Raw genomic sequence first — 13,089 nt, forward strand, 5'->3', positions numbered from 1 at the left:
CGTATTATGGCTTTGCCTGAATTGCCCCTGCAAGGCTTGTGTCATCAATCGTTACAACTAACTGACCGTTGACAATCTTTGGCGGGATTGCGTTTTTCCATTGAATAGCGAGGCCATTCCGATAACGCAAATCAATTGCTGAGATTTTCGACCATACAGGTTTGAGATCCGTTTGTGCCAAATGGCTTAAGCGTTGAAGCTTATTCATGGTTTGATCTTGATCAACAATAATCCGTAGACCTGAATCAAACTGCATAAACCACGTCATTCGCTCTGTTAAATACAATTCTTTTAATCTTAAATTCGCTGGATGAAACAGTTGATTAATTTCATTATAACGACGCATCATCATTTTGGATTGGCTGACCGGCCCATGTAAAAGTGGCAAGTTTGGATGTACTTTTAATACAGCTTCACTAAAGACATCACCATTATCACTGAGCAAACGCCCTGTTCCCCAACGCGCAATTGCGTGACGCGGCATAACTCTTACACGAATCCCATTCGGCCAAGCTCGTGATACCACGACACGGTCAACCCAAGACACTTTTAACGCCTGATCTCGAATTTGCTCTAAATCAGAAGTGAAATAGTTATCTTTGATAATTGGACTTAGATATTGCACTAACTGCTGATTTTCAATATCCGAATTAGTCCCAACCACCTGTAATTGTGCGACTTTTGCATCAGTCATCACTTTATATAAGCCATATAGACCAATTGCCAATACAATAAAAGCAATGATCAACAACGCCCAGCCACCCGCATTCACCATTTTTTGTTTCTGTGAAGGCGGTTTCTCATGAATCGAGCTAATGGCTGGCCGTGTTTTACGGCGCATAGAAGCAGGGAGTTGAGCCATATATCATTAAGCCGATTGGGTTAAAGTTTGCTCTAAAATTGCAACACAGAGCTGATCGAAACTATAACCTACGGCTTGAGCTGCTTTAGGCACTAAAGAATGACTGGTCATTCCCGGTACGGTATTGACTTCTAACAACCAGAAATTGCCTTGCTCATCCTGCATCGCATCAATACGACCCCAACCTTCTGCACCAACTGCTTGGAAAGCACGTAGACACAATGCTTGTAAGCTTTTCTCTTCATCTTCACTTAAACCACAAGGAATGCCATATTCCACGTCATTGCGTTGATACTTTGCCTCATAGTCATAGAAAGCAACGTCTGCAGGTGGCTGTAAACGAATCACAGGCAACGGCTGACCATTCAAGAATGAAATGGTGAATTCACGCCCCGTAATCCATTTTTCAGCCATCACCACAGCATCATGCTGTGTCGCTTTTTCAATTGCAGCCGCAAAATCTTCTGCTTTCTCAACCTTGCTCATCCCGACACTCGAACCTTCGTGCACAGGTTTGATAATCACAGGCAAACCCAAATCTGCAATGACTGCATCCAGATCTGAATCTTTCGTAATGATGCGGTATGGTGCGGTTGGTAAATCACTGCCCTGCCAAATTTGTTTGGTTTTGACTTTGTCCATCCCAATCGCAGAACCCTGTACACCCGTACCTGTGTATGGAAGGTTTAACCACTCCAATACACCTTGGATCTGACCATCTTCACCACCACGACCATGCAATACGATAAAAGCACGATCATAACCGACTAACTCAGTCACGCTTCGCTCTTGTGGATCAAATGCTTCTGCTTGCACACCTGAGCGCAACAAAGCCTCTAAAACGGCTTGACCACTATCCAATGACACAGCACGTTCAGCTGACTTCCCACCAAACAACACAGCAACTTTGCCGAATTTTGCAGCATTTGACACGTTTATATCCTTAAAACTGTAAAACTTTTATATTCACGAAAATAAATTATTTGGCATACAAACGATGCTGAGCCAATTCTACCGAAATTGCGCCCACGTTACCCGCGCCTTGTGTTAATAACAAGTCATTCGCTTGTAACACTTTTTGTAAAACATTCGGCAAATTGCCATCAACTGGATCAACTAGAATCGGTTCAACTTCACCACGTAAACGAATACTGCGTGCTAAAGCACGGCTATCCGCACCCACAATCGGTTTTTCACCCGCTGGATAGACTTCCAGTAATAACAGTTGATCCACTTGCGATAACACATCGACAAAATCATCAAAACAATCGCGGGTACGACTAAAACGGTGTGGTTGGAACAACATCACCAAACGACGGTCTGGATGGCTGGCACGCGCTGCTTTAATTGTGGCTTCTACCTCTTTCGGATGGTGACCATAGTCATCGACCAATTTCACCAAACCTTCGCCCACTTCAAACTCACCTTGAACTTGGAAGCGACGACCCACACCACTAAAGCCTTCTAAAGCACGGCAAATCGCACCATCAGAAACACCTTCATCAGTTGCCACACCAATAGCAGCCAATGCATTCAAGACATTATGCAGACCTGGTTGATTGATGGTGACGCGTAATGGCTCACGATCTTTACGCAGTACAGTAAAGTGCGATTGCATACCTTCTTGTACCACATCGACTGCGCGAATATCGTTATCTTCACCAAAACCGTAAGTCAAAGTTGGACGACCAATACGAGGAAGAATTTCACGAATATTGGCATCATCACCACAAACTACAGCCAAACCATAGAATGGTAAATTATGTAAGAACTGAATAAAGGTATCTTTTAACTTATCAAAGCTACCTTCATAGGTGTCCATATGATCTGCATCAATATTGGTCACGATCGCAGCCATCGGTTGCAAATACAAGAAAGATGCATCTGACTCATCAGCTTCTGCAACGATAAAACGGCTTTCACCCAGTGCAGCATTGACACCTGTGCTATTCAGCAAACCACCAATCACGTAAGTTGGATCTAGATTTTCTTCTGCCAACATTGTCGTTAATAAACTGGTAGTTGTGGTTTTACCATGTGTACCTGCAACTGCAATACCGTGACGATAACGCATCAACTCACCCAGCATTTCAGCACGACGTACAATCGGTGTGCGTTGTTCAATCGCGGCTTTAATTTCTGGATTTTCAGGATCAATCGCAGTTGATACCACTAGCACATTGGCATTTTTAATATTTTCAGCCGAATGCCCAATATAAACTTTAATACCATTGCTTTCGAGTTGCGCTGTGGTCTTTGAGGCTTTAATGTCTGAACCAGAAATTTTATAACCTTGATTGGCCAATACCTCGGCGATACCACACATCCCCGCACCACCAATCCCAACAAAGTGGATATGTTTAATACGGCGCATTTCTGGCACTTTGATGAGCTTTTTGGCTTGGTTTGGATTTGTTGGAGACATAAATAAACTCGAATTACAATTTTTTAATCAGATCAACCACATGCTGAGTTGCATTCGGTTGTGCTTGTTGACGTGCTTTAATTGCCATTTCAGACAGTAGTTGGCGATTTAATAATGTGGCTAACAACTCATCTAAAACTGCGGGTGTCATGTCTGCTTGTTGACAAATTTTCGCAGCGCCGACATTTGCTAAAAATTTCGCATTTGCAGTCTGGTGATCATCCACTGCGATAGGCAGCGGAACAAACACTGCAGCAAGACCAGCAGTTGCGACTTCTGTAACCGTTAATGCGCCAGCACGGCAAATAATTAAATCAGCCTCACTGTAGGCTTTTGCCATATCATGAATAAAAGGCTCAACTTGAATATTCAAACTCGAAGGCGCGCCTTGATAACGCTCACGCGTTGTATCTTGCTGATTTTGGCCACATTGATGAAACACATTCAATGGAACATTGACCTTTTTCAAAGCTTCAGGCAAACGTTCATTTAGTGCTTGTGCACCCAGTGAACCACCAACAATCAAAATATTCAGTGGTAATTGTTCTTGCTCACGGGTTTGATAACGCCATGATGGGTTCAAAATCGCAGTAATCTCAGCACGTACAGGATTACCCGTCGTTATGACTTTATCACTGTTTGCAAATGTATTTGGAAAAGCCTGACACACGGTCTTGGCAATACGCGCCAATTGGGTGTTGGTAAATCCTGCAATCGCATTCTGTTCATGGATTAACACAGGAATACCAAGTAAACGTGCTGCTAAACCACCTGGTCCAGCGACATAACCACCGAAACCAGCAACAGCATCAATATTTAATTGCTTCATATAGCGCATCGCGCTTAATGTTGCTTTTAGAATTTTAAATGGCGCACTGAGCTTACGTAAAATACCATTACCGCGTACGCCTTGAATATCAATCTGATAAATCGGAATATTTTGATCTTTGAGTAACCGATTTTCCATTCCCGTAGGCGTTGCTAGCCAAGAGACTTGGCAGCCATCCTGTTGCAGTTGTTTGGCAACAGCAAGCGCAGGGAAAACATGTCCACCTGTACCAGCGGCCATCATCATGACATGTTTAGGTTTGTTCTGTGGTGAATTGGTCACGGTCTAATTCTTCAACTCAAAAGAAGGTTATCGTCTATTGTTTTCGGAAGTTATTCTAATCCTAAAGCTTCATTCACGAAAAGCGAATTTCACCTGTTTACAACAGAAAGCTGAGCTTTTTTTAATTCTTTGTTGAAAACAAGGTTCTGCCAATATCCAAACGCCCATTTGCACATAAATTTAATCCAAATACAAACGGGCAGTTTGGTCAAAAAATGGCGTAATCTTAGCTGTTTCGCCCTGCTTCTAGCACATCAAATAAATTATCTGCAATCGAGGTACCAAACTGAGCATCAATCTCACGAATACAGGTTGGACTCGTGACATTTATTTCAGTGACATAATTACCAATCACATCAAGCCCCACAAAAACCAAACCTTTTTCACGCAGGAAAGGCCCTACTTTTGCCGCAATCATTTTGTCATTTTCAGTGAGTGGGCGCGCTTGACCTAAACCACCTGCCGCCAAATTACCTCGGACTTCACCATTTTGCGGAATACGCGCTAAACAGTATGGAATCGGTTCACCATTGACCATCAAGATTCGTTTATCACCTTCAACAATTTCAGGAATATAACGTTGTGCCATGATCGGACATGTTCCCATTTCGGTGAGCATTTCCAGAGTTGAACCAATATTTACCCCATCTTGGTATAAACGGAAAATCCCCATCCCACCCATACCATCCAAAGGTTTCACAATCACATCACCATGTTCTTTAATGAATTCACGAATTAGGCTTTGTTGAGACGTCACCAAAGTCGGCACTTGTAACTCTGGGAATTGAGTTGCGAACAACTTTTCATTACAGTCGCGGAGGGACTGTGGTTTATTAATAATCCACGCGCCTTCACGTTCAGCTTGTTCCAAAATATAAGTGGTATAGACAAAATTCATGTCAAACGGTGGGTCTTTGCGCATCAACACCACATCGTAGTCAGCCAAAGACTCTTTGCGCTTCTCACCCAACTCATAATAATGATCGTAATCTTCAAAGACTTTAAGCGGTGAAATCAAACCAAAGGCTTTACCTTGATCAATATATAAATCGTGTTGTAATGCATAACCCAATTCATGACCGCGACGGCTTGCCGCCCATAACATTGCCATCGTCGAATCTTTCTTGAGATTCACCGTTTCGATTGGGTCCATCACTACAAGTACACGCATAATTTGACGCTCATATTTTTAATCTTGGCAAAAAGTATAGCGAAGTTTGTTGATGTTGTTTAAACAAGTTATGTAATTATTAAATCTAGAAAATTCTAATTTATTCAAATCACTAGATTCGATTTATTTAAATAGACGATTTTCTGAGTGATAAAAATTAAAAAATTACTGGTAGATGATTTCATCGCCAGTAATTTCTAAAGCATTCAATTTTATATTCAACTTATGCCAAGAGTTTTTGAATATCTTTGCTAATTTTTTCAGGTTTAGTCGTTGGTGAATAGCGTTTGATGACTTCACCATTTTGGTTAATCAAAAACTTGGTGAAATTCCATTTGATGCTTTCACTACCTAAAATGCCTTTAGCTTCTGAAGTGAGATATTTATAAATCGGATGTGCATTTGAGCCATTCACATCGACTTTGGCAAACATTGGAAACGACACACCATAGTTGCGCTGACAGAAGCTGCCGATTTCTTCATTGCTTGATGGGTCTTGGTTAGCAAACTGGTTACACGGAAAGCCTAAAATCACCAAACCTTGTTGTTGATAGTCCTGATATAGCTTCTCAAGTCCTTCGAATTGTGGGGTTAAGCCACATTGACTTGCCGTGTTCACCACCAATAAAACTTTGCCTTGATAGTCTGCAAGGTTCTTTTGCTCGCCTTCTAAAAGTTCAGCTTGAAAATCATAAATTGTAGTCATACAACATCTCGCTCTGATTCAATCAATCTTATTTGCCTAATAGCTTTGTCTATTTGTTCAGCTATGCGGATTAATATTGCACACAATTATCTTGCATGCAAGTTAATTATACGCAATATACTTTCCCTATTAACCAATCTATACTGTGAGCTAGCAAAGGTGACCTTGAGGAGTAAAGCATGACTGAATTTTCTTACTTGGATAATCAAGTGTGTTTTGCGATGTATTCCGCGACTAATGCGATGATTCGTCAATATCGTCCTTTGCTTCAGGAATACGACCTGACCTATCCGCAATTTATTGTGCTATTGGCTTTATACGAAAAAGACAATGTGACGTTGTCTGAAATTGGTCAAAAGACCTTTTTCGATTCAGGCACGCTGACACCAATTATTAAAAAACTTGAAGAAAAACAGTTTTTAAAGCGCGTTGCGGTGAAAGAAGATGAGCGTATGAAAAAAGTGATCTTGCTTGAAAAAGCACTTGCTGCAAAAGATGAAATTACCTTAATTCCGTTTAAACTCGCCTGCTCTTTGGGTGTTGATCCAAATGATTTGGTGGCAATTCATAATCTATGCCATCGTTTTTTAAAGGGTTTAGAGGATTCTAAACTCGAGAGTCTGGAAAATTAAATGCAGCAAGCGATTGTCGGTTTTCATCTGGATGAAGAAAATCATTGGGTTGCTGATCTCGCCTGTGGTCACACGCAGCATGTACGTCATGACCCACCGTGGCAAAATCGCCCTTGGGTTTTGACGGAGCAAGGGCGCATAGAAAAATTAGGTGTGATGTTGGAATGTAAGAAGTGCGAAGATAAGTAATTCGCATTAGAGATTTATGTTAAATGTGAAAAATTTCTAAAACTGTTTTTGATAAAAATAGGCTAATTCTATATGTCTTATGATTGTAATCTTTAGCTACCTAAAAATATTTATAGATTATATTCAAGATGTCATTAGCAGTAATTTTAAGCATGTTCATGTTTTCTTTGAGCATGTCTATTTCCCCCGGTCCAGTAAATATAACAATACTATCAACTAGCCTAAATCATGGTTTTATTAAAGCATTTCCTTTCATATCGGGAGCTACTATTGGATTTATATTGCTTTTAATATGTGTAGGATTCGGCTTTTCTAAAATTATAAATACTTACCCTATCATCTTTAAGTCATTAGAGTTTTTAGGATCCGTTTTTATTATCTATATAGGCTATAAAATACTATCATCAAAACCAAAAATTGAAATCCATCATAATAATTCGATACCTAATTTCTTAGATGGATTCCTATTACAATGGTTAAATCCTAAAGCATGGATAGCATGTGCTTCAGGAGCTGCTTTATTTTCAGCTCCAAACACTAACGCTCCATTCATAGTTTTTATCTGTATTTACTTTCTAATTTGTTATTTATCTTTAGCCTTATGGGGAGCTTTAGGGGAAAAGTTAACTATGATATTGAGTAATAGTAAGCGTATCTTACTATTCAATAGGTTGATGGGATTTTCTTTAATATTCATTTCTATATATATGATATTTAGTATTTTTACTTTCAAATGAACTATAAATTTTATTAATTAACAAATAGGCAATACTATTGATAGGTAAATTAGCTTGCCAAATAGCATATACATTTAAAGGTTGTAATTCCCATTGAGGTAAAACTTTTACAATATCTCCACTAATAATGTCATTTTTAATTAAATAATTAGGAGGAGCAGCCAAGCCAACATCAAGTTTTGCTAGCTGATAAGATGCTTCCACGTTATTTACACAAATATTTGGATTATAAGTAATTTTTACTTCCTCGGCATTATTTTTGTTTCTCAATATTCTTGAATGTGGGCGCATACTTAAACCAATCCAGCTCATTGTTTCCAAATCATATGGAGTTTGTGGCTCTTCATGAATTTTAAGATAGTTTTTTGTCGCAACAATACTTCTAGGTATATCAAATAAATACTTAGATTTTAGCGAGCTATCCAAAGGCTCTCCTATTCTAAAAGCCACGTCTATATTTTCAAAAACAAGGTCATTTTTTTCATCATCACAAGTAATATTTATTATTAAATCAGGAAAATCTTTTATGAAATTTGTTATATGTTTCATAAAACTCCCGTGAATAAAAATAGCAGGAATTGATATATTTAACTTTTTACTTCTAATTATTGAACTTTTTCTTAAGTCGTTGATACCTTGCTCATAAGTTTCTAATATAGATTTAGCTGTTTCTAAAAGTTTTTCTCCATCATGAGTTAGAGTTATTTTTCTAGTATTTCGATAGAACAATGCACACCCCAAATTTTTTTCTAATTTTGTAAGGTGTTGACTAGCTGTTGCACTAGATAAGCCAAGCGCTTTAGCCCCTTTACTAATGGAACCTATTTCAGCAATCTTAGCAAAAACTATTAAGTATCTAATGTCTTCAATCATTTCATACCATAATATTAAAGAATATCTAAAATCGACATAATAAATTTTATAAAAAATGCTTGAAATCTTTCCATAAGTATCAATATCTTAAATTAAGCCACCCTAGGATTCAGCGCACTATAACGGCTTTTTCAGTTTTCACGCTTATTTTTAAACATTATTTACAATAATCTATTAACTCAACAAAAAAAGGAAGCTTTCGCTTCCTTTTCTCTTACGCTTAAAATTTAGATGCCATATTTTTCACGATAAGCCTGCATATTTGCTAAAGCTTCTTTCTCACCTTTTGCATCTAAATAATCCATCAAATCTTTCATCGTGATTAAAGCATGTACTGGGATCTCGAGTTCTTTTTGTACTTCCTGAATCGCAGAAAGCTCGCCTTGACCACGTTCCTGACGATCTAGCGCAACCAAAACCCCTGCAATCGTCGCACCCGCATTTTTTAAGATGGTCACAACTTCACGAATCGCCGTCCCCGCAGTGATCACATCATCAATGATCCATACTTTTTGACCTGCAACCGATGCACCAACCAACACACCACCTTCACCATGATCTTTGGCTTCTTTACGATTAAAACCCCAAGGAACACTCTTGCTATGTACTTGAGACAACGCTACCGCAGTCGCGGCAACAAAAGGAATCCCTTTGTACGCAGGGCCAAAAATCACACCAACGTTTTCGCACTGAACCAATTTATCTGCATAGCCTTGTGCTAACAAAGACAATGCTTCACCATCATTGAGCAAACCTGCGTTAAAGAAATAAGGACTGACACGGCCTGATTTTAAGGTAAACTCACCAAATTTAAGCACACCACGTGATAATGCGAGTTCGATAAAAGCTTGCGGATGAAATGACACAGGCGTTGTCATATAAAGTGCTCCAAATTCTTTAATTGAGGTTAAACAGACGTATGATACCAAAGGATAGCTATCCAAGTGATGTAAAAATTCTTCGAGTGGTTTCAATTAACGTAAATGGTCTACGTTCATCTGCGACCAAAGGTCTGCTTGAGTGGTTAGAACAGTCCGATGCTGATGTGGTGTGTATGCAAGAAAGCCGCATCACCCATGAACAATGGACGCATAAATTTAAACCTGAAGGTTGGTACACACATCTATTCCCTGCTGAACGTGCAGGCTATGCAGGCACAGCGATTTATAGCCGCTTACCTTTTGTCTCTGTGCAAAATGGCTTAGGTTTTGAATTGGCAGATTCGCAAGGACGTTTTATCACGGCGGAATTCGATTTAGGTCTGTCACACCCTGTTCATATTGCGTCGTTATACTTGCCATCAGGTTCAAGTGGTGAAGAAGCACAAGCACGTAAAGATTTATTTCTTCAAGAATACGCCCAAATACTCAAACAATGGCGAGATGAAAATAAATCAATCATCGTATGTGGTGACTACAATATCGTGCATAAACGTATTGATATTAAAAACTGGTCAGGCAATCAGAAATCATCTGGCTGTTTACCGCATGAACGTGCATGGCTTGACCATATTTATGATGAGCTTGGCTATGTAGATACCTTCCGTGAGGTACGAAAAGAAGCCGAATTGTATTCATGGTGGTCAAATCGTGGGCAAGCACGTGCGAAAAATGTCGGTTGGCGTATCGACTATCAAGCATGTTCTCCAGATTGGAAAGCACGGACTGCAAATGCTTGGGTGTATAAAGAACAATGGTTTAGTGACCATGCACCTGTGATTATTGATTATAAAATACACGAATAAGTGAACACTTGTTCACTTTGACCGCCTCTTTAGCTTACATATCATGTCGTTTTTTGTGTATTTTTATTTACCAGCTGTAACGGCATTATAGCACCACGGCACAGGGAAGCGGTCAGGATGACCAAAAAGGGATAGGACGCCGTAGGAAGGAAAAATAAACTTAGATTAAGTTTATTCAAGGATGTGACATTGGACGTTGAAATGAGACCCGCATGATCAGGATGATTAGATGCGGGTTTTCTCTTTTCTAGATATTAGATATTTTTTCTCTGCTTTGTCTTTAGCATTTTTATCCAAAAAATAAGATCAATTTGATCATTTCATCTAGGCTTAATATTGTATCTCGATCAACCTGATAAAAAATTTCAACTGGCACATGTCCCTCTATTTGCGTTAGGCTTCGAGTCATATCTTTCATTGTGTTGTTATGGTTTTCAGTATGTTTAAAATTTATGGAATTAAAAATTGTAATTCGATGAAAAAAGCTTTTGATGCACTACAAGCAAAAGGAATTTCTTACGAATTTCATGATTATAAAAAACAAGGCATTGATGCAACAACTTTAAATATTTGGTTGAACGAAATCGGTGCAGATAAAATCCTAAATAAAAAAGGCACCACATGGCGTAAATTAACCGAAGCAGAGCAAGCACATGCAACCAGTAATCAGGAAAATTTGATTAAAACTTTAATTACTCAGCCGAGTTTGATTAAACGCCCCGTTTTACAAACGCCTGAAGGCTTTGTCATTGGCTTTGATGAAGCGACTTATCAAGCTTTATCAGCATAAATGACTTATTCCGATTAATAGAAATAAAAAAACCGAGTCATGAGACTCGGTTTTTTACGCTTAAAATGTGATTAGTTTGCACGAATCCAAGTTTGGTTACGACCAAGCGCCGCTACACCGATATAACCGCGTAATTTAAGCTTTTTACCACCTTCGATGATTTCAGCTTTCAATTTATAAGTTTTGCCATTCTTAGGATCGATAATCGAACCACCATCATAATTTACGCCACCAACATTTTTAAGGCTATGAACAATCGTTACCCCTTTTAATGTCTTGTTATGAAATGTTCCTTCGCATTTTGAACATGCATTCTCTTGACCTGGAACTAAATATTTTTGAATAGATGCTGTAAGCGTGCCATCCTTCAGCTCCGTAAATTTCACGATCGCTTTTGGCTGTTTTGTTTCATCATCAATGGTTTGCCATACTGAGCCATTTAATGCATCTGCAGCATTGGCAAAAGTTGTTAAACCGAGCAATCCAAATGCTAAAGCAATTTTCTTCATTTTTGTAATATCCTTAAGGGGTCTTTTCAAGACTAAGAGTATTGAGAATTTCTATCAATATTGCAATTCTTGATTATGACTATTGGGTATAGCCTGAGCAACAACAAAACATTGCTGTAATTACAGCGCAAGGCACACGAGTCAAAACTCTCTTAGTTATATACTGACCTAACAATATGGAAAAATTATGAAATTTGGTACTGTTTGGAAATATTATTTTACTGAATCATTACTAAAAGCGACCATTCGTACGCCGAGTCAGTTTAATTTAGCCCCGAATGCTTTGCGACCTTTATTAGACCAACTTTGTCGTCTATTCCCCCAAAATCCAACAGTACAAATTCGACCATTGCGCTTAGCAGGCGTGCGTGGTGAAGAAATCAAAGCACAAGCTTCTGCCACACAACTTATTTTTCATATTCATGGCGGCGCTTTTTTCTTGGGGAGTTTAAATACTCATCGCGCCCTCATGACTGATATTGCTGCACGCACGCAAATGCAAGTGGTTCATGTGGATTATCCTTTAGCCCCTGAACATGCTTTCCCTGAAGCAATTGATGCAATTTTTGACGTTTATCAAGCACTATTGGTACAAGGTATCCAACCCAAAGATATTATTATTTCGGGTGATTCTTGTGGTGCCAATCTTGCGTTGGCATTGTGCTTACGATTAAAAGCACAACCTGACCTCATGCCAAGCGGTTTAATTTTAATGTCACCCTATTTAGACCTGACCCTCACCAGTGAATCATTACGCTTTAATCAAAAACATGATGCCCTGCTCTCTATTGAAGCCTTACAAGCAGGAATTAATCATTACTTAAAAGATGGTATTCAAGCGGATGATCCGCGTGTTTCACCTCTATTTGATGATCTTAAAGGCTTACCGCCGACACTGGTGCAAGTCGGCTCAAAAGAAATTTTACTGGATGATTCAAAACGCTTTAGAGAAAAAGCGGAAAAAGCTGGAGTCAAAGTTCACTTTAAACTTTACACAGGCATGTGGCATAACTTCCAAATGTTTAATGCTTGGTTTCCAGAAGCCAAACAAGCTTTAGCAGACATTGCAGATTTTGCTCATGCAATTGATCGTGATTAAAACATAATTTGATGATTGTGCATAAAATGGTCAGCTATGTCTGACCATTGTCATTCTTAATTCCTTTTTGTCATTATAAGAACAAACTGATCGAATATTTAGATTAAGCTTCCTTTTTCAAAGAATTTTTCCTCTCCTAATTTACATTAAAAAGCACATAGCTAGACTTCCTTCTCATTCTAAAGGTGCTATTGTTATTTTAATAATCGTTTAATAATGTTTTTGATGACGAATTTACACT

15 protein-coding genes are annotated in these 13,089 nt (G+C 38.9%); 6 read left to right on the top strand and 9 right to left on the bottom strand.

Translation table 11 applies throughout. The features are described 5' to 3' along the window. Positions 1 to 4 precede the first annotated feature (4 nt). The 6 genes from AAV96_RS14505 to AAV96_RS14530 form a co-directional block, all read right to left on the bottom strand. Complete coding sequence (locus AAV96_RS14505) at positions 5 to 862, bottom strand: cell division protein FtsQ/DivIB (protein ID WP_004659878.1); 858 nt, start codon at positions 860 to 862, stop codon at positions 5 to 7. A gap of 6 nt (positions 863 to 868) precedes the next feature. Beyond that, positions 869 to 1,795: a D-alanine--D-alanine ligase gene (locus AAV96_RS14510; protein WP_046739819.1), complete on the bottom strand. Its 927-nt coding sequence runs from the start codon at positions 1,793 to 1,795 to the stop codon at positions 869 to 871. Between the two features lie 46 nt (positions 1,796 to 1,841). Beyond that, a complete protein-coding gene (gene murC, locus AAV96_RS14515) occupies positions 1,842 to 3,287 on the bottom strand; it encodes a UDP-N-acetylmuramate--L-alanine ligase (protein WP_046739820.1) in 1,446 nt (481 codons plus the stop codon). A 13-nt stretch (positions 3,288 to 3,300) separates the two neighbouring features. Beyond that, complete coding sequence (gene murG, locus AAV96_RS14520) at positions 3,301 to 4,398, bottom strand: undecaprenyldiphospho-muramoylpentapeptide beta-N-acetylglucosaminyltransferase (RefSeq protein WP_081407495.1); 1,098 nt, start codon at positions 4,396 to 4,398, stop codon at positions 3,301 to 3,303. 226 nt (positions 4,399 to 4,624) lie between these two features. After that, on the bottom strand, positions 4,625 to 5,569 hold the full coding sequence (gene gshB / locus AAV96_RS14525; protein WP_004659872.1) for a glutathione synthase: 945 nt from the start codon (positions 5,567 to 5,569) through the stop codon (positions 4,625 to 4,627). A 223-nt stretch (positions 5,570 to 5,792) separates the two neighbouring features. Next, entirely contained in the window at positions 5,793 to 6,275 is a 483-nt protein-coding gene (locus tag AAV96_RS14530; RefSeq protein WP_046739821.1) for a glutathione peroxidase, read from the bottom strand. Between the two features lie 179 nt (positions 6,276 to 6,454). Here AAV96_RS14530 and AAV96_RS14535 point away from each other — a divergent pair, with 179 nt between their 5' ends. The 3 genes from AAV96_RS14535 to AAV96_RS14545 all read left to right on the top strand — a co-directional run bounded on the left by AAV96_RS14535 (position 6,455) and on the right by AAV96_RS14545 (position 7,833). Next, positions 6,455 to 6,907: a MarR family winged helix-turn-helix transcriptional regulator gene (locus AAV96_RS14535; RefSeq protein ID WP_046739822.1), complete on the top strand. Its 453-nt coding sequence runs from the start codon at positions 6,455 to 6,457 to the stop codon at positions 6,905 to 6,907. Further along, positions 6,908 to 7,096: a DUF3565 domain-containing protein gene (locus tag AAV96_RS14540; RefSeq protein ID WP_046739823.1), complete on the top strand. Its 189-nt coding sequence runs from the start codon at positions 6,908 to 6,910 to the stop codon at positions 7,094 to 7,096. 128 nt (positions 7,097 to 7,224) lie between these two features. Further along, entirely contained in the window at positions 7,225 to 7,833 is a 609-nt protein-coding gene (locus AAV96_RS14545) for a LysE family translocator (RefSeq protein WP_046739824.1), read from the top strand. On the opposite strand, the gene AAV96_RS14550 is transcribed toward AAV96_RS14545, so the two are convergent. Then, positions 7,783 to 8,706 (bottom strand): LysR family transcriptional regulator, encoded by a 924-nt coding sequence (locus AAV96_RS14550; RefSeq protein WP_046739825.1) that lies wholly within the window; start codon positions 8,704 to 8,706, stop codon positions 7,783 to 7,785. The genes AAV96_RS14545 and AAV96_RS14550 overlap by 51 nt on opposite strands. A gap of 227 nt (positions 8,707 to 8,933) precedes the next feature. Then, positions 8,934 to 9,584 carry an orotate phosphoribosyltransferase gene (gene pyrE / locus AAV96_RS14555; RefSeq protein ID WP_046739826.1) on the bottom strand — a complete coding sequence of 217 codons (651 nt, stop codon included), beginning with the start codon at positions 9,582 to 9,584 and terminating at the stop codon, positions 8,934 to 8,936. A gap of 41 nt (positions 9,585 to 9,625) precedes the next feature. Between pyrE and AAV96_RS14560 the strand changes: the two genes are divergently transcribed. After that, entirely contained in the window at positions 9,626 to 10,450 is an 825-nt protein-coding gene (locus AAV96_RS14560; protein ID WP_046739827.1) for an exodeoxyribonuclease III, read from the top strand. Positions 10,451 to 10,889: 439 nt separating this feature from the next. Further along, positions 10,890 to 11,240, top strand: a complete 351-nt coding sequence (locus tag AAV96_RS14565) for an arsenate reductase (RefSeq protein WP_046739828.1) — start codon at positions 10,890 to 10,892, stop codon at positions 11,238 to 11,240. Positions 11,241 to 11,311: 71 nt separating this feature from the next. Here AAV96_RS14565 and AAV96_RS14570 read toward each other — a convergent pair whose 3' ends face one another. After that, positions 11,312 to 11,749 carry a DUF2147 domain-containing protein gene (locus AAV96_RS14570; RefSeq protein WP_004659856.1) on the bottom strand — a complete coding sequence of 146 codons (438 nt, stop codon included), beginning with the start codon at positions 11,747 to 11,749 and terminating at the stop codon, positions 11,312 to 11,314. 187 nt (positions 11,750 to 11,936) lie between these two features. Here AAV96_RS14570 and AAV96_RS14575 point away from each other — a divergent pair, with 187 nt between their 5' ends. Then, the gene (locus AAV96_RS14575; protein WP_005219239.1) at positions 11,937 to 12,848 is read left to right on the top strand and encodes an alpha/beta hydrolase; all 912 of its coding nucleotides are present in this window, start codon (positions 11,937 to 11,939) and stop codon (positions 12,846 to 12,848) included. Positions 12,849 to 13,089 lie beyond the last annotated feature (241 nt).

It is taken from the genome of Acinetobacter sp. AG1 (genome assembly GCF_001005525.1).
Classification (GTDB): Bacteria; Pseudomonadota; Gammaproteobacteria; order Pseudomonadales; family Moraxellaceae; genus Acinetobacter; species Acinetobacter modestus.